Source organism: Azonexus sp. GW821-FHT04F04 (assembly GCF_059420025.1).
This window is the reverse complement of the sequence record NZ_JBWKSX010000008.1, coordinates 49,203-72,609: the sequence shown is the minus strand read 5'-3', so window position 1 is coordinate 72,609 and position 23,407 is coordinate 49,203. Positions and strand designations below refer to the sequence as shown.

The following is a 23,407-nucleotide window of genomic DNA, read 5'->3' as shown; positions in this document are numbered from 1 at the left end:
TGAAACTCTAATATTACCAAAGGGGTAGGGCCATGAGCTTCCGTAACCGACTGTTGCTTGGCATGGCCTTGATCATGGCCGCTTTCATTGCTGCCGTTGTCGTCGCCAACAGTGGCCTGCGCAGCACCTCGGCCCGTTTCGGCAGCTTCCTTGATGGCATCGGCGCCCTGCAGCACGGCTATCAGGACATGTACAGCCAGGGTCTGCAAATGGGTCAGGCGATACGCAACATTGTCCTCGACCCGAGCAATCCCAAGGCTTTCGACAATCTCGAAAAAGCCCGCAAGGACTTCGCCGCGGCGCGCGAACGCGCCACCAGTGCCGCCGCGTCGGTCGACGGTTTCAGCAGTTCGCTGGCCCGCCTCGGACCGCTCGCCCAGGCCCAGGCCGATGCCCAGACGGAAGTTCTCGCCGCCATCAAGTCGGGCCGCACCGATGACGCCAAGAGCCTGATCAACAGCAAGGAAACCCCCGCCTGGCGGGCCTTGAAGAAGGCCCTGCTCGATGACCTCGAGGTCATCGACAAGGCAACCAGCGCCCAGCGCCTTGAAGTTGCCGGCAAGGCCGAACAGGCCGGCAACATTGTGCTGGCGCTGTCGGCGCTGGCCATTCTGGTCGGCATCGCCAGCGTCATCACCACGCTGGCCTATGTTCGCCGCCAACTCGGCGGCGAGCCGGGCTACGCCCGTCAGGTGGCCAACGCGATCGCCACCGGCGACCTGACGCAGCCAATCGCCATTGCCGATGATGACCGTGACAGCCTGCTGGCCGGGCTGTCCGCCATGCAGGTGCACCTGCGCGAGCTGGTCAGCACACTGGCCAGGCATGCGAACGACGTCGCCCAGACGGCGACCCAGATGGCGTCGGCCACCTCGCAGGTAGCCAGCGGCAGCGATCAGCAACTGGATGTCGCCCGCAGCATGGTCAGCAATGGCGAAGTGCTCTCCGAAAGCCTCGGTCAGGTCATGAATGCCGTCAGGGAAGCCGAGCAGATCGTTCAGGGGTCGAGCAAAATTTCGGGGAGTGGCGCGGCGCTGGCCAGCAAGGCCGCCGAAGAAACCAAATCGATGGCCAGTTCGGTGCAGGTTACGGCCACCCACATCCGCGAACTGGGCACGCTGTCCGCCCAGATCAATTCCATCCTCGGCGTCATCTCCGACATCGCCAGCCAGACCAACCTGCTTGCCCTCAATGCCGCCATCGAAGCGGCGCGGGCCGGCGAACAGGGGCGCGGCTTTGCCGTGGTCGCCGACGAGGTGCGCAAGCTGGCCGAACGCACGACAAAATCGACCGCCGAAATTTCCGCCATGGTCGACAGCATCCACACCGGCACGGCACGCGCCGTCGATGCCATGGAATCCGGCATGCGGCAGGTCGATGGCAGCGTCGAGCTATCCAACCAGGCGCGCGACGCCTTCGACCAGATGAACACCAGTTCGCTCGAGGTAACGCAGGTGGTGGCGCGCATTACCGATGCCATCAGCGTCGAATATCAGAACGAAGGAACGATGCAGACGCACATCGGCGAAGTTCGCAACCTGATCGAAGAAGGGGCCCGCGCCATGCGCGACGTCGTCGCATCGGCAGAACGCCTGAAAGGCATGGCCGGCGAATTGAACCAGCAGGTTGCCCGCTTCAAGCTCTAGGCCGGGCGGCGCCCAGCGCTAAAAAGCGGCGTTCAACGCCGCTTTTTTTTTCGCCCGTGAAAGCAGATTCAGGCCGCCGGCTTTGTCGGCAGGTAACGCTGGACGAGGCGCACCCAGTAGCTGGCGCCGAGGGTCAGCAGTTCATCGTTGAAATCGTAGTGTGGGTTGTGCAGCGTGCAGCCGCCGGTGCCCGGGCCGTTGCCGAGCCAGACGTAGCAGCCCGGCTTTTCGTTGAGCATGTAGGCGAAATCCTCGGCGCCCATCGAGGGCAGGATGTCGGTCAGCACGCGTTCCGGCTTGAACACTTCGGCGGCGACTTCGCGGCAGAATTTGGCCTCGTTGACGCTGTTGACCGTAGGCGGATAGCGGTGATCGAACTGGACACTGATCTGCGCCCCGTTGGCCGCGGCGATGCCGCTGCACAGGCGCTCAACGGCGCGTTCGATATTTTCCTGCACCTCCGGCTTGAAGCTGCGGATGGTGCCGCGCAAAACCACCTCTTCGGGAATGATGTTCCACGCCTCGCCGGCATGGAATTGCGTGACGCTGACCACGGCCGATTCACATGGGTGCAGCGTGCGGCTGACCACCGTCTGCAGCGCCAGCACCAGCTGCGAGCCGGCGACGATGGAATCGACGCCCTGATGCGGCATGGCGGCATGACAGCCGTGGCCGCGCACGAAAATCTCGAAAGCGCAGGTGCCGGCCATGACCGGCCCGGGCATGACGGCCATCTCGCCGACCGGGATGCCCGGCCAGTTGTGCAGGCCGAACACCGCCTCGACCGGGAAACGCTCGAACAGGCCGTCCTCGATCATCACCGCGGCGCCGCCTTCTGATTCTTCGGCCGGCTGGAAGATGAAGACCGCGACGCCGTCAAAATCGGGATGCTGGGCCAAATGGCGGGCAGCGCCGAGCAGCATGGCGGTATGGCCGTCGTGGCCGCAGGCGTGCATTTTCCCGGCGTGCTTGGAGTGATGCGGGAATTCGTTCATTTCGGCCAGCGGCAGGGCATCCATGTCGGCGCGCAGGCCGACCATTTTGGTCGATGTACCGGCCCGCAAGACGCCAACGACGCCGGTTTTGGCGATGCCGCGATGGACTTCCAGGCCGTAGCGCTCGAGTTCGCGGGCAACGATGTCGGCCGTCCGGTTCTCGTTGAAAGCCAGCTCGGGATGGGCGTGAATGTCGCGGCGCAGCGCGGTCAGTTCGGCCAGGAATGGCAGGTCGAGCAATGGAATTGTCGGGGTCATGTTGATCTCCTGTTTTTCTGTTCGCCGGCAACCTGATTTGTCACGCCCGCGAAAGCGGGAGTCCATGCTTGAACCGGATTCCCGCTTTCGCGGGAATGACCATGCAAGCTGCCAAGGACTGCTGGCTTTATATTATGCCGCGGGTTGATACCGGGCGCCGCCTTGATTATGCTCTGCCTCCATGGAACTCATACTGATCAGCGGACTTTCCGGTTCCGGCAAGTCCGTCGCCCTGAACCTGCTTGAAGACGCCGGCTATTACTGCGTGGACAACCTGCCGGTGATCATGCTGACGGTCCTCGCCGGGATGCTCAAGGAAGAGAATGTCGACAAGGTGGCCGTTGCCATCGACGCCCGTTCCGGACACGGCATCGAACTGCTGCCGGCCAAGCTCGACAAATTGAAGGAAGACGGCGTCAAAATCACCTTCCTCTTTCTCTTTTCGCATGAGGAAACGCTGCTCAAGCGCTATTCCGAATCGCGCCGGCGTCACCCGCTGGCCACCGCCGGACAGACGCTGGAAGAAGCCATCCGGGCCGAAAACAAATTGCTCGAGCCGATTTCCACCCTCGGCCACCGCATCGACACCAGCGGCATGAAGGCCAGCGGCCTGCGCGAATGGGTCCGCCAGTTCATCGAGGCCGAGCCGGGCCAGGGCCTGACCCTGATGTTCGAATCCTTCGGCTTCAAGCACGGCATTCCGCTCGATGCCGATCTCGTCTTCGACGTGCGCTGCCTGCCCAACCCGCACTACGACCCGGAACTGCGCGCCCTGACCGGCAAGGACCAGCCGGTCATCGACTTTCTCGAAGCCGAGGAAGAAGTCCGTCACATGCGCGACGACATCAGCCGCTTCGTCGCCACCTGGCTGCCCGCCTACATCCGCGACAACCGCAATTACCTGACCGTCGCCATCGGCTGCACGGGCGGCCAGCACCGCTCGGTTTACATCGCCGAATGGCTGGCCAACGAATTCGCCACGCGGGCCCGGGTGCTGGTCCGCCACCGTACGCTGGCTGGCGGCTGAGGGTGCTGCGGGCAGCCAATTCCACGGTCAACCGGAAATAATGGCCAAAATTGAAATGCGCCGGCGCCCGGCAAGGCCATGAGCTGGCTGCCGCTGATCCGCCCCGGCGACTGGCTGATCATGCTGCTCAGCGCCGCTGCCGTCGGCGCCAGCATCCCGGTTTTCTGGCAGGGCGGTCTGGCCGACCGCGCCATCATCCGGCAGGAAGGCAAGGTCTTTGCCGAAGTCGACCTCAAGGCGCGCAAGCAATTCGAAGTCGCCGGGCCGCTCGGCACCACCTTGATCGCCGTCGAACCGGGCCGCGCCCGCGTCGTCTCCGACCCCAGCCCGCGCCAGTATTGCGTCAAGCAGGGCTGGCTCATGCGCCCCGGCGAAATCGCCATCTGCGCCCCGAATCGCGTCAGCGTCCAGATCGCCGGGCGGACCAAGGTCTATGACTCGATCAGTTATTGAACTCACCGTCACCGCCGAGGACCGCCGCGTCGCCTGGCTGGCCACGGCGGCCGTCGGCCTGTCGCTGGTCGACGCCGCCATCCCGTCGCCGCTGCCCGGCGTCAAGCCGGGGCTGGCCAACATCGTCACCCTCGTCGTGCTGGCCCGCTACGGCTGGGGCACGGCGGTCTGGGTCAGCGCCCTGCGGGTTTTGGCCGGCAGTCTGCTGCTCGGCTTCTTCCTCGCCCCCGGCTTCTTCCTGTCGCTCACCGGGACGACGCTCAGCCTGCTTACCCTCGGCCTTGCCCGCCATCTGCCCAAGCGCTGGTTCGGCCCGGTCAGCCTGTCCATCCTCGCCGCCTTCGCCCACATCGGCGGCCAGCTGCTGCTCGCCCGCGTCTGGCTCATCCCGCACGACGGCGTCTTTCTGCTTACCCCGGTCTTCGCCGCCGCGGCGCTGGTTTTCGGCACCATCAACGGCCTGATCGCGGCTAAACTGCTGGCTGAACCAGCGCCTTCGGAAGTTCCCAATGCCTAAAACCATTTGCCTCGCGCTGACCGGCGCCTCCGGCATGCCCTACGGCCTGCGCCTGCTCGAATGCCTGCTCGACGCCGGCTGCAAGGTGCAGTTGCTCTATTCGCAAGCATCGCAAGTCGTCGCCAGACAGGAACTCAATTTCGAACTGCCGTCGCGCCCGAGCGATGCCAAGACCGCCCTGCTCGCCCGCTATCCTGCGGTCAACCCGGAAAAACTGGCTGTTTTCGGCCGCGAAGAATGGTTCGCCCCGGTCGCCTCCGGCTCCAACCCGCCCGACGCCATGGTCGTCTGCCCGTGCAGCATGGGCACGCTGGCCGCCATCGCCCAGGGCCTGGCCGACAACCTGATCGAACGCGCCGCCGACGTCGTCATGAAAGAAGGCCGCAAGCTCGTCCTGGTCCCGCGTGAAACGCCGTTCTCGGCCATCCATCTCGAAAACATGCTGCGCCTCAGCCGCGCCGGCGCCGTCATCCTACCGCCCAGCCCCGGCTTCTACCACCACCCGCAAAGCGTCCAGGACATCGTCGATTTCGTCGTCGCCCGCATCCTTGACCAGATCGGCGTGCCGCACACGCTGATGCAGCGCTGGGGCGAGGAGCGCTGACATGGGCTGGTTCGACTTCGTCCGCTCGCCGACCGGCAATGCCGTCGAAACAATGCGCATCCCGCTCTTCCCGCTCAGCACCGTGCTCTTCCCCGGTAGCGTGCTGCCGCTCAAGATCTTCGAGCAACGCTACCTCGACATGGCCGCCGCCTGCATGAAAGACGGCTCGCCCTTCGGCGTCTGCCTCATCGAAAAAGGCAGCGAAGTCGGTGCCACCGCCGAACCGCACCCCGTCGGCACGCTGGCCACCATCGGCGACTGGGAGATGGAACAGCTCGGCATCCTGATGATCACCGCCCACGGCAGCCGCCGCTTCCGCATCATCGAAACCAGCGTCGGCGCCAACAACCAGCTTGAAGCCAGCGTCGAACTGCTGGCCGAAACCGGCCCGACACCGCTACCGCCCGAACGCCAGCGCCTCGTCCCGCTGCTCCGCCGCGTCGTCGACGACCTCGGCAACGAACGCCTGCCCGAACCGCACCGCTACGACGAAGCCGAATGGGTCGGCTTCCGCATCACCGAAGTCCTGCCCATCCAGAACCTCGCCAAGCAAAAACTGCTCGAACTCGACGACCCGCTCGCCCGCCTGGAAATCCTCGAAAAATACCTCGACCAGCGGAAACTGCTCGGCTGAAAACCAATTGCTTTGGTTACACCCCCCGACAGCTTGCCGGGGGTGAATGTCTGAAATGAAAACTCAGCCCGGCATTCTCTCGAAGCTGGGAAGGCCCTCCGGAATCATGTGGAACGCTTGCTTGTCCACCGTAAAAATCGCGACCTTGGGCACAAAACGGGCCGGCTCATCCATCGTGCCAACCTTCACCGCCATCAGCCCACCCGGAATCTCAGTACCAATCGCCGTGCCACAGTTCGGGCAAAACCGGCGCGTCACCGCATTGGGCACATCGCTGCGCGTAAATGAGGCCGGATTGCCCTTGGTGTAAGCAAAGCCGCTCGACGGGACAGCGATGAACGTATTCGGCTCGCCCCCCGTGATGTATTGACACTGGCGACAGTGACACTGCCCCTCCAGAACCGGCTCGCCTTCGACCCGATAACGCACCTCGCCGCAGTAACAACCACCTTCAAAAATCATGATGTCTCCTTTTTATATGAAGAGAAAACGCCACCCGGAAGTGGCAGGTTCCTGCGCATCCATTATTACCGCGAATCCGGCTGGTTTTCTCGATCTAAACCATTGTCTGATTTCTTTTAATTGGCATCCCCCTGTCGCCAGCCCGATTCCACGGTCAACCGGAAAAAGTGGCCAAAATTCAAATGTCCATGGCGAGATTGGAAGCTGTCACACCATTACGGGTAGCAACTAACTTTTATGGCGCAATACCGCAACGAGAAGGCCAAGGTTATTTTCCGACAGACCACGGAATGCCGCCTTGAAGGCTTTTGCTGGAATAGGAATTTGGTCGTCTAAACCGTCGATACAGGCGTTGATGGCACTAAACGGAATAGCCTCATGGCTGTGGTACCCAGTGGAGACAGACAAGTCACCGGCCCCCAGCAAACGCTTTGGCTGACGTTTACCGCCGACTCAATCCCAATCGCATAACCATGCTAGCATCACATTGATAGTAGTTTTGTTGTTCTCAATAATCATGGCACGGCTGCAAAGAGCCCAAAGGCACAATATGGAAGACAGTCTCCTACATTTAGAACGCTTCGAGAACATTTGGTTTGAGGACCCCTTTTTCGACTCCTTGAAGGCCGATTACGCTGAGTTTGGCGAATGGTTCAAGAAAAAGGGGGCTCACCAAGCGTTTACGTTCCGGAACGACGCAGGCCTGCTGGACGGTTTTTTGTATCTCAAAATAGAGGATGAGCCGATCCTAGATACAAATCCGCAATTGCCCCATGCCCGCCGGCTGAAAATTGGGACTTTCAAGGTCAACCCACACGGCACACGTTTAGGCGAGCGATTCATTAAGAGGGCATTTGACGTTGCGGTACAAGAGCGGGTGAACGCCCTTTATGTGACGATTTTTGAAAAGCATACCGCTTTGGTCGAGCTGTTCATGAAGTATGGCTTCGTACGGCGTGCAGTCAAACAAACAGAAAACGGAGAAGAGTTAGTTTTCGAACGGCAGCTTGACTTCGTAGTCGGCGACGTGGTGCTTGACTACCCTCGTATTCCGATAACAAACAATAGACACTTCATTCTGTCACTGTACCCCGAATGGCACTCTCGTTTGCTACCCGACTCCCTGCTGAAAACGGAGAGCTCTTCTATATTGCAGGATGTCTCACATAGCAACAGCATCCACAAAATCTACTTGGCTGCGATGAAGGGCATAGATCAGTTAAAGCGTGGAGATACGTTACTCATTTACCGAACCGCGGAAGGTGGGCCAGCCTACTACACCTCAGTCGTAACATCGTTATGCGTCGTAGAGGAGCTAACCAATATCAGTCACTTTCCTACTGTAGATCAGTTTCTGGCCTACTGCGCTCCCTATAGCATTTTCACGGAGACCGAGCTAAGAAACCTATACCAGCGACGACGATATCCTTGGATAATACGATTTACTTACAATATTGCATTTCACAAACGCCCAAACCGTCAGGCACTCGTCGAGCAAGTAGGCCTAGACATCAATGGATATTGGGGTTTCTTTCAAATTTCGACACAACAACTTAACAGCATTCTTCAGCTTTCCGGCGATCATGAAAAAGCGAATTCTCTTGTCTATTCATCCTGAATACGCCAATGCCATTTTTGATGGGCGCAAAGGTTTTGAATTTCGACGCGTCCTATTCAAGAAAGATGTCCGAGAAATAGTCGTCTACGCAACTTCACCTATTTCACGTGTGATAGGGAAGTTTGAAATCGAGGATATCTACGTTGATTCTCCAAATGAGCTCTGGGCCAAAACAGAGTTTCTTGCAGGAGTGACAAAGGAAAAGTTCGATACGTATTTTAAGGACAGGGAAAAGGCGTTTGCCATTAAGGTTTCGAATCCGGTTCGCTTTTCAAAATCCCAGCCTTTATCGAACTACGTCAGTTCGAATACCCCACCCCAATCATTCTGCTACGTTTGAGAAGTATGGCTACTAGCACCGTCCCCCCGACGTATGGTTTGCTTTGCTTCGCCCGACACCCGTCTGGCTGGATAGCCCCGACCAATTCTCCTTTCGTATTACCCGAGATTCACCTAAATATCTGGGAGCAGGAATCAAGTAAGAAAGCAAATACTGCTGATTCCTTGCTGGACATCGGGCTAATGCTCGACGTGAATGATCAGACGACATCAATCGAGTTAATTTTTCCTATAAAAATTAACTTGTCCACAGTAAAAGACCTATCGTCGGTTGTGTCGCAACCCCAAGCAGTCCCGGCAATATTTAACGAGAGTTGGGCTGTCGCTTCAATGGGTACTCAAGGCAAAGATGCTGTCGTTTATGACCCTTCTGGGCGAAGCAAGAACTTTGCTATCGTGAGTGTAGAAGGTGCCATTGCTGAAACTAAGCATTCTGGCCATGACGCCCTGTCAATTTCAATCCAATCGCTGATTCAGCGTGGGAAGATAGTCGCAAATTCCACGGGGCACTCTATTGAGCGTGTGTATATCCGATTTCGTCTACTTGAGTTTAAGAGGGATTTTTACTGCGTAGGCACCGGACAAAATACCGAGAAGTGGTGGCAGCCATCGTGGCAAAGAACAGAAGACATTGACTTCCGCATCAATGTAAGACGCGGCGCCCCACCCGGCCTTGAAGGCACAATTGGGAGCTTCCTTGACTTCTCCAAGGTGCACCTTTTCCTAATGCGATCGCGGGCTAAAGACATCATCTTCCAAGACAAGCTATTTAAGGCATCGCGCTCTCTTGAAGATGAAGAATTTTGGGCGAAGTACTCGATTTACGGAACCACGACGAGTCTTGATGCAAGTCTTAAACGCGTGCAGAACAGCCTTGGCTATCACTGGAAATCAGCAAATCCCGCATCCGTGAAAGAGTTTGGCACACTGGCTAGATTCAAGATTGTTGAGTTTGGTGTTGGGAAGTTCGTCGCTGTGGCTCTTATTGTAGGTGCAATGGGTAATATGCTGTGGGATGGTCTCAAAGCCGGCCATGCTTTGCTGTTTCCACCAGTCGCTGCAGCGGCACAGCCCACAACTAGCTGCCCAGAGGCAAAGGCACCATTACCGTCAGCAGACCAGCGCAAACAGGGCGGAAAGACAGGTGGTCCTACTACGTTGAAGAGGGAAGAAAAATGAGTCTTCTCTTAACGAAAGATACTCTAGGCCAAGATCCTTCGCTCTTAAATGAAGCCATTAACGTCATCTCTCAGGACGCTGAGTTTTTACGATCTAGCTATCCACTATTCGATCAGTGGTTTGCCCAAAAGGTGCTACCTGGGATTTATACAGGGGAACGCACGTTGCTGATTGAAAAGCGCGCCTCATTAGCCGTCGCCTACATGATATTGAAACACACCGACACTGAAAGGAAATTGTGTACGCTTCGCGTTCGCCCGAATTACGAGAGTAAGGGACTTGGCGTTCGACTGTTTCAAACAGCATTTGAATTACTTGGGACAGAGCGTCCTCTGTTGTCAGTATCAGAGCTAGCCGCACCAAAATTCGAACGAATTTTTAAGTACTTCGCCTTCGGGCAAGAAGCGGCTTACCTAGGGAGATACATCCCAATGGTGAACGAACTAGCATACAACGGGCTACTTGATCATCCCCCTGTTTGCCATTTATCTGTGCGGGTGCAACACCAATGAAGGATTATTCTTGCTACGTGCGATCCAGCATTGGTTTCAGTTAGTGTTGCTTGCAGGACCGTTTCATCTACGCCGACAGCAGCAAGCCTACACCTACGTAGAGCGGGAAGTGTCTGATGGCAGCAACGACAAAGTGGAAATGCCTTAGTAGCATCAAATACAGTCTGTTAAATCCCCCATTTCCCTCTCTCGGTTAAGGGAAATGGGCTTTCGTTCAAGATTACTCAATCAGACTTTTCATGTCGCCCAAATACCGATGCGCCTCAACCAACCGGATTAAGCCAGAACGTGCTCTGTCCAGATATCGACCAGACATCAAAAAAGCCAACCCGAAAAGGTTGGCTTTTTGTTTTGCAGATGTGCAGTCAATCAATTGATGGCTGGAGTTTTACGCATAACTTGGCAAAACCACTGTTCCGCCAGACATCTTTTAAGCAATTCCCACTTCATTATTTAAAGGGATTAGTGGCCGCGTAATAGATTTCTAAACCATATCGCAGCGTCGTTGGTACCTCTTGGAATTTTCATCTCCAATCCACGTTTTGGACGAGTGCTGGAAATCGGCCTAATCTGACTTTCAGTGTTTGCCCGGAATCAGGCAGCTATGCTGCAGGTACTTGCTGCTCAGCCTGAAAGGGCATCGAGCGGCAGATTTCTCGGTCGGTGTAAGACTCCCGCCTGAACCGGGCGGCTACGCTCAATTACCTACCGTTTGGTCACCAATGGTGGTCGATAGCCGCTATCGTCAATGGGGCAGCCCTAACGTTTGCCGATTAGCAATTCAAGCATCAGTGGCGAGCTAACGCGCTGAGTGAATATTCCATGTGTCTATATATAAAAGAGGGCTATGCAATTAAACTACTTACATCGTGCCGTAACCGTGAAAATGGAGTGAAAGATGGGCAAGATCCAAGTCGACATGTTCGAGGTTCAACTGGGCGCCGCATTATTGCTACAGTTTCAGTTGGAAAATGGTCAAGTGGTTCGTGTTCTTGCCGATGCAGGCGTAGACAAAACCTCCGGCTACCCGATTAATCACGTCTTCAAAAAACTATTTGATGCCGCAGGTGCGCCGACAAGCATCTGGTCCGATTTCAGCGAGGAAAGACCTAAGCTGGATCTCATCGTCGGCACACATTACGACGCGGATCATCTTCGCGGTCTGGTGCCAATCATCGAGAATTTGGATCTGGAGATTGACGAAATCTGGCTCCCGCCTATTCAGGATGACGATGGTGAGGTTAGTGTAGGCAGCGTGTCAGGAGGAAACGCTAGCCTTGTGAAGCGCCTCATGGCGGAAGGTGGGGAAACGGTTCTAGCGCGCTACCTCACAAAAAGACTTGAGCGCATCGCAGATGTGGACCGTGTTTACGAAAAGGGTTTGGCCGAGTGGCACCAAGAGAGCTACGGTGAATTAATGGGGCGTGTGATTGACGACCACAAGGCGCTTCGCAATCAATCTCAGCCTTTGGAGCGAGAACTACAGACGAACCCTGATCAGATGACAAGCTATTTTGAGCTACAGCGTTCCGCAGCAGCTCAGGCGCTCAATCAATTCGATGACGAACATGAGCATGAGCATCTGGAAGAGCAAGATCAACGCTTCGTCGACGCTGTCGAGCATTTGAAGTACTACGAAAGTGGCTGGCGCTCAGAAAGAATGTATCCCCCGGGCAGCGCGTGGCATGACTTCGTAGCGTTTGAACGATCGCCACCCCGCTGGCACAATGAAGCCATTCTTCGATCCGACCGTCTCGCTCTGGAGACCATCCGCAAGTCGGTTGCAAATGAAGCTATCAATGCAACGAACTTGGCCGAAGTCGTGAATGCCATCAAGAGACGCCATGCAACTGGAGGCAGACGCATCCGCATCGTTTCCGAAGCCATTCCTCAGGGAGCACCACGGTACTTCCGCTGGAATGGCAAGGCGTTCCAAGAAGCGAATCCGAGCTCCAAAGGAGAATTGGGATTCCATCTGATGGGGCCTTCTCATGAACTCATCGCGAAGTTACACGAGAAGCTGCCGATCGGCACCTACATCCTTGCATACCGAACCGAAGGCCTGATGTCAGGAACGGTCACACCCAGCAATCGCTTGAGCTATGTGATGCGCTTCCATCTGCAAGAACAGGCCATTCTGGTAACAGGGGACGCTGGTTTCACCGACTTTTCCCCCGCTCGATCCAAAAACTACTATCCCGAGCTTCTGGCGCTGCTGACACCATTGCACGTGGTACAAGTGGCTCACCATGGCGGCATGAATCACCGCTTCTATGAGGCGCTTAAAGCTGGCGGATTACCCAGTCAGAATGACTGGTCGTTTCTCATGCTGTCACATGCAACTAACGATACGACGCGTCCGCGTGCCGAATTCAGCAGGTTTGTCGCGCTGTTTCGCAACGACCACCGGAACGACGTTTCGGTGTTGTTCACGAGCCAACCTACCCACGACAAAGTCGATACTATTCTGGACCTGATACATCCAGTGGTACCGGGCAGTCCGATAGGCAGAGAAAGTGGTGATGTACGACTGTCGTTTCCTTTCGAGGCTGATCTTGAGCGCGCAGGAACGCAATGGCGAGTCCAACAACACTACGTAAAAGTTTAGCCGCCAGATGCCCTCGCAACTTGTCACGACAGAATAGCAGCGCCGGCCGAGAGCCGCGAACCTAGCATCTAGAATTCAAGCCGCACTAACGGTTTATCCAAATTAAGGACAAGTGGGTAAATAAAGGGGGTATCGAATGAAAGACTTGCTCGACAAGCTAACCAGTTACAACCTTTTCAACTATCTGCTTCCAGGAGTCATCTTTGCCGCACTGGTTGATAGGCTCACTTCTTTTCATACGATTCAAGACAGCATAGTTATCGGGGTCTTCGTGTATTACTTTATCGGCTCTGTTATTAGCCGAATCGGCTCGCTTTTTATCGAGCCACTTCTAAAGCGAACTAAATTCGTAACTTTTGCTCCATACGCGGACTTTGTTGCCGCCGCCAAAGAAGACCCTAAGATCGAGATCCTATCGGAACAGAACAACATGTATCGCACTTTCTGCTCAATGTTGCTCCTATTCGGCGTGGTAGCAGCATTCGACAAATTTGGCAAAGAGTGCCATTGGCTAAAAGAATGGGGGGGTTATTTGGCACTAACTCTACTCTTCGCCTTGTACCTGTTCTCATACCGCAAGCAATCTAACTACATCACAAAGCGAGTTCAACTTAAACAAACTCAATAGAGTTGAAATAACTCGGGAGCCCCGGCATGGCAAGAGTTCACTTTATTAACGTATATCCTGGCGACTGCACGGTAGTTCAACACGCCAGTGGTCGCGTGACGATGATTGACATCTGCGACGGAAATTCAGAAACGACCCAAAAAGCAAACTTTTCTGAAGCAATGAAGACGGCAGGGCGAGCAGCCGGTAATTTTCGCATGTGCGACCACAACACCAACCCAATCGATTATTGCAATTGGATAGGTATAAAGAAGGTATTCCGGTTTGTCTTGACGCACCCAGACATGGACCACATGGATGGCTTCAATCGATTAGTCGATGAAATTGGAATCAACAACTTCTGGCATTCCGGTACCCGCCGCGAAAAGCCCGAATTCAATAACAACTCGCAATACATCGAAGAAGACTGGGATCGATATGTAAAGGTCCGCGATGGAAAGGAGAAGGATGTCACGGTCGTCACCCACTTGGCGGGGGCTCAATTTATCTATGCAAATAAGGATGACAACGATGGCGTAGGTGACGCACTTCACATATTGGCACCCACGAAAGAGTTATTAGCCGATCCCGACCTTGACGATGATGTAAATGAGGGTTCTTACGTCGTCCTCTATCGAAGTGCCGGAGGAAAAGTATTGTTCTGCGGTGACGCCCACGACGCAGCCTTCGAACAGATAAAGAACAACTATGCCAACGATGTTGCAAACACTTCCGTGATGCTAGCCCCCCACCATGGTAGAGACTCGGGCCGCTCGTACGATTTTCTAGACTTCATCAAGCCAAAATTAACCATCATAGGATGTGCTCCCTGCCAATACATTGATTACGGACAATGGTCTCGACGTGGCTTAGACATCCTTACCAGCAACCAAGCCGGCAACATAGTTCTCGATATCGGTAACGGATACATCGACGTATTCATTGAGAACAAGACATATACCCAATCAGTACTAGGAAACGCTACCCTAATAACCAATGATTTGGGCTACTACTGGCTTCGCCGCATCAAAGAATAAAACCCTGAAAGTTCCTTCAGCTTTCTTCCAATTTAAGCAACAAGGCCGTTTTGCGATCAAAACCGGAAGCTGATTTGTCACTGGGCCAAAGTCGGCTTTGGCCGAGAAACTGACCCTCAAAGAAAAAGCCCACTTGAACTGGTGGGCTTTTTCTTTCGAAGATCTGTGCAGCTAATCTATTAATAGCTGGCATTTTAGCCATAACTTGGCGAAATCACTGTTCCACTAGACATCTTTTAAGCAGTTCCAACTTCGTGATTTAAAGCAATTAGTGGCTGCATATTTGATTTCTAAACCATATCGCGGCGTCGTTAGCATGACCAGGTTCAGAGTGATTCAGCTTCACCGCGACGGGGCTGGGAATCGCAATGAGCTACACCACTACTTTTGGTTTGGCGAGTTGGAAAATGATTTTTACTTCACAGAGAGTACCGCTTTCATCCTTATGAATGGCATTGAACTCAGGGAAGTATTCCGCGTAAATAAGTCCGTCCGTGTATCGGGCACGTATCATCCAAGCACATGGGAACGAAAAATATAACCGTATATTATTGATTTATATAAATGTGTTTGCATTCATGCATCGGTGCAAACACTATTTAAATAGTGAATTGACATAATCGCAACATCAGCGGATTTTCCTCTCATTTTTTTGCTTGACCTGCCACAAAACATCGCTAATGATAGGTATCAGGAACAACAATGAACCGCTACAACCTCACCCCTCGCGTTAGCAATATAGCCGCCACGAATACCGTGGTGGTCACTACCGCCTATTCCCACGCGGGGAGAATGAACACTTGATGCAGTAGTACAGAAGCATTCCCAGTTCCACCTAAAACCCCGCCAGGCTACCCGCCAGCGGGGTTTTTTATTTTCCGGCCACAAGCCAGATCAGAGAGGAAAGCAAATGGACAACCTTATTTCACAGTCAGCCGCAATCAGACTATCGGGGCAGAGAGATATCCCGCCAGGTTTCCAAATTCACCGCCAACAAGGCAATGCAGCGATGCTTCTGCCAACCGTTCTGATCAAGCAAATGCAGCAGGAAGCCTCTCAGCAAGTCGCCGACGAGGAAGCGGACGAAGAGGAAGCTGCATTAGAGGCGTGCATTCCTGAACCAGCCCCAGTTGGCACGACGCCTCTCGTCCCTGTTTTCAATCGAGAGTCGATTGACCGAGCGACCAAAACGGTCAAGGCTGATGGTGATGAGAAATCCGGTCAGATCCTGCCGACGCTCGAAGATGCAAAACGCGATGACGGCTATCGACATGCGCTGTCAGGCAATGTGACGCTGTCCCATATTCGGGATCATCTTCAAAATGTGGTGAGCGAAATGCCGAACCTTGCTTTGGCGGCGGAAGCGTTGGCTTCAGAATTGGCGCTGGCACTATCTGGCCCACCCGATGAATTCCGAGTGACCCCCATGCTCTTGTACGGAGCACCAGGGATTGGCAAAACGCGCTTCGTTTCCCAGCTCGCGGCGATTCTCGGCGTCGGTTTTGACAAGCTATCCATGGGCGCAGCATCGGGAGCTTTTGAGCTCTGTGGCGTTTCACGGGGTTGGGGAACGACCCGGCCAGGCAGAATCGCCAAACTTCTGGCCCGGGGAGAGAGTGCCGCACCCGTGGTTTTGCTGGATGAGATCGACAAGATGGGTTCCGATCCCCGGTTTCCGGTGATCCCGACTCTGCTCGACCTTCTCGAACCCGATTCGGCACGACATTTTCGTGATGAATGCCTGGAGCTCGAGTTCGATGCGAGCCGGATTATCTTTGTTGCCACGGCTAACGAGATTCATGACATCCCCGGACCGTTGTGCTCGCGCATGCGCATGATCGAAATTCTGCCGCCAACGCTGGAGCAACGTTTTCAGGTTGTAAGCCGCATTGCCGCCGGCTTCGAGGAACGCTATGGCGTGACTTTCAGCAATGAAATCCTGAACCAGATTGCAGAGAACCGGGGCATTGATTTGAGAGGCGTACAGCAGATCCTTCGCCAGGCTGCCGGTCGGGCTTTGATCCAGGACCGTCAAATCACAAACGACGATTTAAATTTGCCAGACGAAATTGGGCAAAGAATGGGATTCCTATGAAGTTTGCGCTCTATTCCGATTTACATCTTGGTCTCGGCTTGTGGGGGCCGCCCGCGCTCGATGTCGACGTTGTGATCCTTGCTGGCGACATAGCAAGTCACACGCATGGTCTGGCATGGGCGGCCGGAGCGTTTCATCAGGAAACCGCTTCCCCTGCTGTGTTTTACGTGGCGGGCAATCATGAGTATTACGACGCGCATCTCGGCCTGCTCGATCAGCTGCGCCAGCCCAAGTGGGAACAGTCGGGGGTTCAGTTCATGGAGAAACGCGTAATCGAAACCGGCGGCGTTCGCTTTCTCGGCTGCACGCTATGGAGCGCCTTTGATCTATATGGAGCCGATAAAGTTGAGGCTTATATGGCCATCGCCAAGCGAAACATCAATGACTATTGGATGATCCAAGCGCATGGTGCTGTTCGCCTTGAGCCACGAGATACATTAGCACTCCATCGAAAGGCCGTGCACTGGCTCGATACCGAGCTTGCGAAACCATTCGATGGCAAGACGGTGGTCATCACGCATTTTGCCCCGCACCGTGGATGCGTAGAGCCGAAATTCGAAGGGAGCGATTTCTCGCCTTACTTCGTCACGGATCTTTCCTGGTTGATGGCCAAGTACCGTATCGCTGCCTGGTGCTATGGGCACACGCATGGCAATACCGACTTCGAGGCAGAAAACGGATGTCGTGTAATCTCAAATCAGCTGGGATATCCAAGTGAGCGCGTGCGCGCTGACAATGGCTTTCGGCCAGACTTGGTGATCGAACTATGATTCTATTCTTCGACTTCGACATCCGTTTTGCATCCTTTTGGCGAATACCGGCCAATAGTTCCACTGGAAGTCAGAAACGAAGCCGAACTGGGTCAAGTTGCCTCATTAGCTCGAAGACTGCTTCTGGGGCAAACGGCCTTGGAAAAGGAATTTCCTACCTATCGGTATGCAAAAACACCCATTCGCTGCAGAATACAACCATTTAATCAATAGGTTAGTATGCACGCGTGCATACTCGATCAAGCGAGAGATCGTTATGCGAATCCAGCTTCTATCGGATGTGCACATTGAGCTTTACCCCTTTCAGCCCCAGGTGCTGCCGGTCGACTTGGTCATTTTGGCCGGCGATATCCACACCAAGGCCCGTGGCATCAAGTGGGCGGCCGACAACTTCGGCGTTCCAGTTTTATACGTGCCTGGCAACCATGAATTTTATTCTGGCCACCTCGACAAGACGCTTTCCAAAATGCGTTCGGAAGCCGCGAAAACCAAAGGCCAAGTGACCGTTTTGGAACGTGAAAGCATCGTGATCGGTGAGGTTAAATTCCTTGGTGCGACGTCATGGACGGACTTCTCTATCCATGGCGAACGGCTGTATTCGGCTCTGGACGCCGAGCGGGTGATGAGTGATTACACGAAGATCCGGGCGACAACCAAGTATCGCAAGTTGATCCCATCCGATCTGATCCGGATCAACGAGGAAACCCGTGACTGGTTGCGCCGCGAGCTTGCGACGCCCTTCGCCGGGAAAACTGTCGTCATTTCGCATCATGCGCCCAGCCCTTTATCAATTCCTGAATGGCGGCGGAAGTGCAAAGACGAATTGAACCCCGCCTATGCCAATGACTGGACAAATGAAGCCTTCTGGACGCCCGACCGCATCGATTTTTGGGTTCATGGTCACATTCACCAAGCGTGTGAATACAAAGTGAATGGGGTTCAGGTGGTGTGCAATCCAAAAGGATACGGCGACCGTTTCGGTGGAGAGGCGCTTATCAACAACTTCAATCCTTGGCTGGTACTCGATGTCTAAGTCGCCCGTTCTCTTCCTTGATTTCGACGGCGTACTGCATCCGGATTTCGCTCGGGGCGCTGCGTTATTTTCAGCCCGGCACCTGATCTGGCAATTGCTCGATACCTGCCCGCACATCGAGGTCGTATTTTCGACAAGCTGGCGCGAGATTCATCCAGTCCATGAACTGATCGAGTTCGTGACTGCCGGCGGTGGCGAACAGCATGCCGGCCGCTTTATTGGCACCACGCCTAGCATGGTGTCTGAGCGCGGCGCCAACATCACGCAATGCTATCGGCGGGAAACCGAAATCAAGCTATGGCTACTCGGCAACGGCCAGAACCATCGGCCGTGGCTCGCCCTGGATGACTTCAAGGAATACTTCTCACCCAACTGCACGAACCTGATTGCAATCGACCACATCACGGGCTTGAAGCCTGAGCACATGGAAGTCCTGATTGCACGATGCCAGCCATGAGAATCTATTACGACACTGAATTTACGAGCCTCGACGGAAACGTCGATTGGGACATGATTTCGGCCGGGTTCGTTACAGAATGCGGCGAAGAATGGTACGTGGAGATTACGGATTTTCTGCATGAGGACTGCTCACCCTTCGTAGTCGAAACCGTGCTCCCGCTTTTGGGAAAAGGCGACAAGATTCCTGAACGGATGCCTTCGACGCATTTTGCGTGGCGTTTCTGCAACTGGCTGGAGCGATTTAAAGAGCCGATCCAGCTTATATCGGATCACTCGGTCGATTGGCACATCATTCACAGCTACTGCTATGCCGAGTTTTCAACCTTCCCTGCCAAGGTCCAAGGGCAGGTTTGGGTTCGATCAGATCAGATCGAGATCCAGCGTGCACTTGTCGACGTTGAGAATGCCTTTTGGGAGCAGCATCCCGGCATGATTCATCATGCGCTCTACGATGCTCGCCGACTGAAGCTGATTGCAGATACTCAACGCGAAAAACATCAGGCGATTTTTGGTAGAAAGTCATGAACCAGCAAGCCATGGAGATCATTGTGTGCGATCGCGACACCCGGGAGCAGTTAAAGGGCTACCGGAGGAAGTACCGATACGGCTATCAAAGATGCGAACTGTGGGCCTTCCTCCCTCTAGTTGCCTTGATCCATGGAGGAGAAGGTGATTAAGCCGCTAATCTGGATGCTAGGCGACAACCATGGCAACTTCGATCACGTCATGGAAACTGTAAAGCATACCGGGGAAACCCCGGCTGCCGTGATTTTTCTCGGGGATCTAGAGTGCCAGAGCTCTTTCTCCGATTGCATTAGCGATCTGGAAAACAATGGGATTCCGGCTTACTTTATTCCCGGTAACCATGACACTGACAGCGCAGAAAACTACCTGAATCTTTATGGCGACAAGTTGTTCCAAGAGCGAAACCTGCACGGCAAAGTTACAACCATCGCAGGTTTCAAGGTCGCCGGGCTAGGCGGGGTTTTCCGGGGGCAGATTTGGAACCCTGATAGCGAGAACGTACCGGAGATCCGCAACTGGCCGGCACTGATTGCCAGCCAAAATTCAAAACGCCCAAACCGACTGCACTTGGAGCGTCCAACTATTGAGCAGATCAGTCGGGATGGTCTGCTACGCAAGCATTCCTCAACAATCTTCTACGATGACTGGTTAAATCTATATGGCCAACAGGCTGACATCCTGGTGAGCCACGAAGCGCCGGATTGCCATCAACATGGCTTCCAAGCGATGACGGGCCTAGCGCAATCGATGCGCGTGAAGTTGGCGTTTCATGGGCATCACCATCAACATCGAAACTACAACGAGCACACCGCTCAACTGGGTTTTCAGGCATTCAGTGTGGGGTTTATGTCAATTGTTGATCAGTACGGCGGCCAGCTAACCAAATAGCCAACCGTGTGGGTGACAAGATGGTTCAAAAACGAACAAGCAAGCGAGCGCGGCAAACTGAAATATTTGCCCGGTACATGACCATTGATCGTTGGTCTCTTGGTATGCACTTCTCCATTGATAAGCCACGCGGCTTGCCACCTGAGCGGAGAACCCTTCAGTGCATTGAATTCTTTGGAACACTCGATGAACCGATCAAAGGACTCACCCAGGTGCATGGCTCAATCTTTCCTTCCGAGAAAGTAACAATTGCCCAACACATTGAGCCAAGTGTTGGCTCGATTATTTCTCTTCGGGAGCGGGTCGATGTTGTTGCCCACCTAACCAATCAAGAATTCACATGGCTACTGACCTTGGCCACAGGAAATGCATTGGCCGGAGCACATATGGCTTTCCATAAGCCATCGTACGGACACGCCCAGATTGTTTCGCTATCGTTTTACAGTGAATTACCATCTGCTGACGAGAGATAGGGGCTTCCAAATTTCCCAAGAGTAGTTCTTGCCAGTTTAAGCTGAAAATTCTGCGAGTTTTTGCTCAAAAGTGGATCGAATTGCTTCTTTGGAGTACATCGCCAGACCTGTACTCATATAGCCTTGCTGTTCAAGATCGAGCCATAGCCGTAAGGCGGCTTTGAATCCAAATTGATCCTGTTCAGAATCAACTCCCGAAAGAAACACATCTGGCCTCAGAGCCATGTCTTCGGGATCCCAGAGCCTAGCGCCACGAATTGCTGGTTCGCCTTCCTCCGTGCCGACCAAGGCCTCTCCCCAAGCAATCCGTTCGATTTCTTTTTCCGGTAGGTAAGTCCCCCGGATGTGCACGCCATTTTTCCAACAGATCGCAACAAACGCAGTCAGGCAAGCTCGCGATTTCCAGTAATCAAACACCCAGTTATTGCACAGATGGAATCGATAGATCGCCTTATTCCCAATCTCGCCAATCTTCTCACTCAAGACGACAAGAGCATAGCCTTCACCATCTTCTGGTGCTATCAACATACCGTCCAAAGTTCCCTCCGGATTACCCTCCCTGAGTTGATTCAAGAACGGCAGCACATCCCCTGATTTTTTGTAAAAGTCGTGACATGCGTAGACTTGGGACTCCGCCCCATCCAACCACTCTCTGCGCACACCAAACCGTTCGCAGGCTGCATCTAGCAGGGGTTCATCGAGCTTACTGAGGAGTGACAGATCGTCATGCACGTCCTTAACCGTCAAACCGTGACCAAAAAAGCGTGGAATCTGATTGCGATGGACGTTGTGACACTCAAACAACCGAACAAATCGGCTGCTCACAGATTCAGCTTGGGGCGTTTTTATTTTTCGGAGAAATCCGATGAACTTCCAGAGCTTTTCGCCAACGTTCAGGGCCGAATGAATCTCACCGATCATAGTTTTCGATCTTCAGAAGTAGTCTTTCAACGATAGTCGTCACGAATTAGTCAGAGTCCTTTAATTCTCTTGGTAGGCCCGCTCGATCAGGGCTTTTGCCTTCTCGAAGTCTGCCGGCTTTCGCAGCACAACCTCCAGATCGCCTGTTCCCCAGTGACCGATGTTGGTGACATCCCGCAAGAATCCCGTTTCGGGTTCGACAGTTGCCGGATCAAGCTTCAGCGTCAAGATAATGCGGGGATCCTGCTTGGAGGTCATCGAAAGGCAAACAAAGTTCTTCAAACGACGGAATGCCACGTAGAGCTTCAGGGGTTTCTCGATGATGTCGTCGCCTTGGGCGAGGATGAAGCTACGTGTCTGTTCAAACAGCGCCAGGAGTTCTGGCGAAGCGGTGGCGATCTGGTCGGCGTGCGTTTTCATAGCCAAGGTTGATGCCGCAGGCGCCTTCACTGGCTTGATATCCGAAACCTGCTCATCGATCTCAAAAGTCGCCTGCGTGCTAGTAGCGCTCGCGCCATTGACCAACTCGAACAACAACAGGTCATCGCCAAACAACTTGTAACGGATCAGCTCTATATTGCGATTTATCTGCGCTACAGCATGCTCGTCGTAACGAGTGAAATTAGCTGCAATGCAAAGTAGGCGAGTACCGCTCCACTCGATTTTGTCCGCTTCATCCTTACCGAGCTTTTCCATCACCAGGAAGCGGAAATCGGCTTTGTGATCCAGCAGCCAATCAAGGTAGAACAAGCCTTGGTTGATCACGTTTTCGTTGCTGTGGCGCTTATATTCGATGATCACAGGGCAACCATTCTCGTCCAGCCCAAGGGAATCAATTCGCCCGCGATGCTTGGCGCCCGTGCCGTACTCGGAAGCGAGGAAGCGCACACCAAGGAATGCATCCATCTGCGACTCGATAAGATTTTGCAATGTCTTCTCAACGGCTGCCGATTTTCCAGCCAGTTCCTCTGCATTGCCTGAAGAAAAACGAAACAGCTTGATATCGCTCACAATCAGATCCCTATCGATTCAGTAGCACTTCCGCCAGACTATCGAGCATCTCCTTGTGCGAGGCCCAGTCAGGCATGACAGATTCAAGCAGGCGATAATACTCCGGACTATGGTTATGCTCTCGCAGATGGCATAACTCGTGATAGATCACATAATCGATGCAGATCCGCGGGGCCTTCACCAACTGCGGGTTAAGCACGAGTTCGCCGGATGGCGAGCAGCTCCCCCACTGGGTGCGCATGTTCAGCAAACGGAAGCTCGGCGCCGCTGATAACCAAGGTAAGTGCGGGGCAAGCTCCGCTAACCGTCGGGCAAAAACCTCCCGAGCCCGCTGCCGATACCAATCCTCCAGCGCCGAACGAACCAATGAGGAATCGCGGCGCGGCACAGTAACCAGCAACTTGCCACGCAACAATTTGACGCTGGTTTTCTCCCCATCCGCCAGTTCCACCTTCAGCATATGGCGCCGGCCCAGGTAGAAGTGGCTCTCGCCGCTGACGTACTCACGCGGCAGGACATGCAGGCAGCGTTCGCGCCGGGCTTCAAGTTCGTTCCACAACCAGCGGGCACGCCGCCGCACAGCGTCAATCACCGTCTCCGGAGTTGCATCCTCCGGCGCATCGACACGGATCGAACCTTCCGGCAGCACGTGAATAGTGATTCGACGACGTGGCTTTGGCACAAAGTGAATGGCAAAGGCGATGCGCGCATCGCCATACCGGATGCTGCGCTGCAT

25 protein-coding genes are annotated in these 23,407 nt (G+C 54.4%); 20 read left to right on the top strand and 5 right to left on the bottom strand.

Annotated features, from left to right (window positions below):
• The first annotated feature begins 32 nt into the window (after positions 1-32).
• On the top strand, positions 33-1,646 hold the full coding sequence (locus tag AC07TV_RS15585; protein ID WP_494649283.1) for a methyl-accepting chemotaxis protein: 1,614 nt from the start codon (positions 33-35) through the stop codon (positions 1,644-1,646).
• A gap of 68 nt (positions 1,647-1,714) precedes the next feature.
• Here AC07TV_RS15585 and AC07TV_RS15580 read toward each other — a convergent pair whose 3' ends face one another.
• Positions 1,715-2,899 (bottom strand): M20 aminoacylase family protein, encoded by a 1,185-nt coding sequence (locus AC07TV_RS15580; RefSeq protein ID WP_494649282.1) that lies wholly within the window; start codon positions 2,897-2,899, stop codon positions 1,715-1,717.
• Positions 2,900-3,080: 181 nt separating this feature from the next.
• Here AC07TV_RS15580 and rapZ point away from each other — a divergent pair, with 181 nt between their 5' ends.
• The 5 genes from rapZ to AC07TV_RS15555 all read left to right on the top strand — a co-directional run bounded on the left by rapZ (position 3,081) and on the right by AC07TV_RS15555 (position 6,134).
• The gene (gene rapZ / locus AC07TV_RS15575; protein ID WP_494649281.1) at positions 3,081-3,926 is read left to right on the top strand and encodes an RNase adapter RapZ; all 846 of its coding nucleotides are present in this window, start codon (positions 3,081-3,083) and stop codon (positions 3,924-3,926) included.
• A gap of 78 nt (positions 3,927-4,004) precedes the next feature.
• Positions 4,005-4,379 carry a NusG domain II-containing protein gene (locus AC07TV_RS15570; protein WP_494649280.1) on the top strand — a complete coding sequence of 125 codons (375 nt, stop codon included), beginning with the start codon at positions 4,005-4,007 and terminating at the stop codon, positions 4,377-4,379.
• Positions 4,360-4,896 carry a Gx transporter family protein gene (locus AC07TV_RS15565; protein ID WP_494649279.1) on the top strand — a complete coding sequence of 179 codons (537 nt, stop codon included), beginning with the start codon at positions 4,360-4,362 and terminating at the stop codon, positions 4,894-4,896. The genes AC07TV_RS15570 and AC07TV_RS15565 overlap by 20 nt, the downstream gene beginning before the upstream one ends.
• A complete protein-coding gene (locus AC07TV_RS15560; protein WP_494649278.1) occupies positions 4,889-5,500 on the top strand; it encodes a flavin prenyltransferase UbiX in 612 nt (203 codons plus the stop codon). The genes AC07TV_RS15565 and AC07TV_RS15560 overlap by 8 nt, the downstream gene beginning before the upstream one ends.
• Position 5,501: 1 nt before the next feature.
• The gene (locus tag AC07TV_RS15555) at positions 5,502-6,134 is read left to right on the top strand and encodes an LON peptidase substrate-binding domain-containing protein (protein WP_494649277.1); all 633 of its coding nucleotides are present in this window, start codon (positions 5,502-5,504) and stop codon (positions 6,132-6,134) included.
• A gap of 63 nt (positions 6,135-6,197) precedes the next feature.
• Here AC07TV_RS15555 and AC07TV_RS15550 read toward each other — a convergent pair whose 3' ends face one another.
• Positions 6,198-6,596, bottom strand: a complete 399-nt coding sequence (locus AC07TV_RS15550; protein ID WP_226496770.1) for a GFA family protein — start codon at positions 6,594-6,596, stop codon at positions 6,198-6,200.
• A 550-nt stretch (positions 6,597-7,146) separates the two neighbouring features.
• Between AC07TV_RS15550 and AC07TV_RS15545 the strand changes: the two genes are divergently transcribed.
• From AC07TV_RS15545 to AC07TV_RS15480, 14 genes are all read left to right on the top strand, one after another.
• Complete coding sequence (locus AC07TV_RS15545; protein ID WP_494649276.1) at positions 7,147-8,214, top strand: hypothetical protein; 1,068 nt, start codon at positions 7,147-7,149, stop codon at positions 8,212-8,214.
• Positions 8,180-8,554: an ASCH domain-containing protein gene (locus tag AC07TV_RS15540; RefSeq protein ID WP_494649275.1), complete on the top strand. Its 375-nt coding sequence runs from the start codon at positions 8,180-8,182 to the stop codon at positions 8,552-8,554. The genes AC07TV_RS15545 and AC07TV_RS15540 overlap by 35 nt, the downstream gene beginning before the upstream one ends.
• A gap of 5 nt (positions 8,555-8,559) precedes the next feature.
• Positions 8,560-9,732: a hypothetical protein gene (locus AC07TV_RS15535; RefSeq protein ID WP_494649274.1), complete on the top strand. Its 1,173-nt coding sequence runs from the start codon at positions 8,560-8,562 to the stop codon at positions 9,730-9,732.
• Entirely contained in the window at positions 9,729-10,244 is a 516-nt protein-coding gene (locus AC07TV_RS15530) for a hypothetical protein (protein WP_494649273.1), read from the top strand. Before AC07TV_RS15535 ends, AC07TV_RS15530 begins: the two co-directional genes overlap by 4 nt.
• A gap of 898 nt (positions 10,245-11,142) precedes the next feature.
• Positions 11,143-12,852: a hypothetical protein gene (locus AC07TV_RS15525; protein ID WP_494649272.1), complete on the top strand. Its 1,710-nt coding sequence runs from the start codon at positions 11,143-11,145 to the stop codon at positions 12,850-12,852.
• Positions 12,853-12,988: 136 nt separating this feature from the next.
• A complete protein-coding gene (locus tag AC07TV_RS15520; protein WP_494649271.1) occupies positions 12,989-13,480 on the top strand; it encodes a hypothetical protein in 492 nt (163 codons plus the stop codon).
• A gap of 26 nt (positions 13,481-13,506) precedes the next feature.
• Positions 13,507-14,496: a ComEC/Rec2 family competence protein gene (locus AC07TV_RS15515; RefSeq protein WP_494649270.1), complete on the top strand. Its 990-nt coding sequence runs from the start codon at positions 13,507-13,509 to the stop codon at positions 14,494-14,496.
• Positions 14,497-15,406: 910 nt separating this feature from the next.
• Positions 15,407-16,591 carry an AAA family ATPase gene (locus tag AC07TV_RS15510; RefSeq protein WP_494649269.1) on the top strand — a complete coding sequence of 395 codons (1,185 nt, stop codon included), beginning with the start codon at positions 15,407-15,409 and terminating at the stop codon, positions 16,589-16,591.
• A complete protein-coding gene (locus tag AC07TV_RS15505) occupies positions 16,588-17,361 on the top strand; it encodes a metallophosphoesterase (RefSeq protein WP_494649268.1) in 774 nt (257 codons plus the stop codon). The genes AC07TV_RS15510 and AC07TV_RS15505 overlap by 4 nt, the downstream gene beginning before the upstream one ends.
• A 256-nt stretch (positions 17,362-17,617) precedes the next feature.
• Positions 17,618-18,394 (top strand): metallophosphoesterase, encoded by a 777-nt coding sequence (locus AC07TV_RS15500; protein WP_494649267.1) that lies wholly within the window; start codon positions 17,618-17,620, stop codon positions 18,392-18,394.
• Positions 18,387-18,851 carry an HAD domain-containing protein gene (locus AC07TV_RS15495; protein WP_494649266.1) on the top strand — a complete coding sequence of 155 codons (465 nt, stop codon included), beginning with the start codon at positions 18,387-18,389 and terminating at the stop codon, positions 18,849-18,851. Before AC07TV_RS15500 ends, AC07TV_RS15495 begins: the two co-directional genes overlap by 8 nt.
• A complete protein-coding gene (locus AC07TV_RS15490) occupies positions 18,848-19,378 on the top strand; it encodes a hypothetical protein (protein ID WP_494649265.1) in 531 nt (176 codons plus the stop codon). The genes AC07TV_RS15495 and AC07TV_RS15490 overlap by 4 nt, the downstream gene beginning before the upstream one ends.
• Positions 19,379-19,522: 144 nt before the next feature.
• Positions 19,523-20,266 carry a metallophosphoesterase family protein gene (locus AC07TV_RS15485; RefSeq protein WP_494649264.1) on the top strand — a complete coding sequence of 248 codons (744 nt, stop codon included), beginning with the start codon at positions 19,523-19,525 and terminating at the stop codon, positions 20,264-20,266.
• Positions 20,267-20,274: 8 nt separating this feature from the next.
• Positions 20,275-20,739 (top strand): hypothetical protein, encoded by a 465-nt coding sequence (locus AC07TV_RS15480; RefSeq protein ID WP_494649263.1) that lies wholly within the window; start codon positions 20,275-20,277, stop codon positions 20,737-20,739.
• A 36-nt stretch (positions 20,740-20,775) separates the two neighbouring features.
• Here the strand turns inward: AC07TV_RS15480 and AC07TV_RS15475 are convergent, their stop codons facing one another.
• From AC07TV_RS15475 to AC07TV_RS15465, 3 genes are read right to left on the bottom strand one after another with little or no spacing between them, the layout of a single operon-like run.
• The gene (locus tag AC07TV_RS15475) at positions 20,776-21,660 is read right to left on the bottom strand and encodes a hypothetical protein (protein ID WP_494649262.1); all 885 of its coding nucleotides are present in this window, start codon (positions 21,658-21,660) and stop codon (positions 20,776-20,778) included.
• Positions 21,661-21,720: 60 nt separating this feature from the next.
• Entirely contained in the window at positions 21,721-22,671 is a 951-nt protein-coding gene (locus tag AC07TV_RS15470; protein WP_494649261.1) for a DUF5655 domain-containing protein, read from the bottom strand.
• 10 nt (positions 22,672-22,681) lie between these two features.
• A complete protein-coding gene (locus tag AC07TV_RS15465; protein ID WP_494649260.1) occupies positions 22,682-23,407 on the bottom strand; it encodes a M48 family metallopeptidase in 726 nt (241 codons plus the stop codon).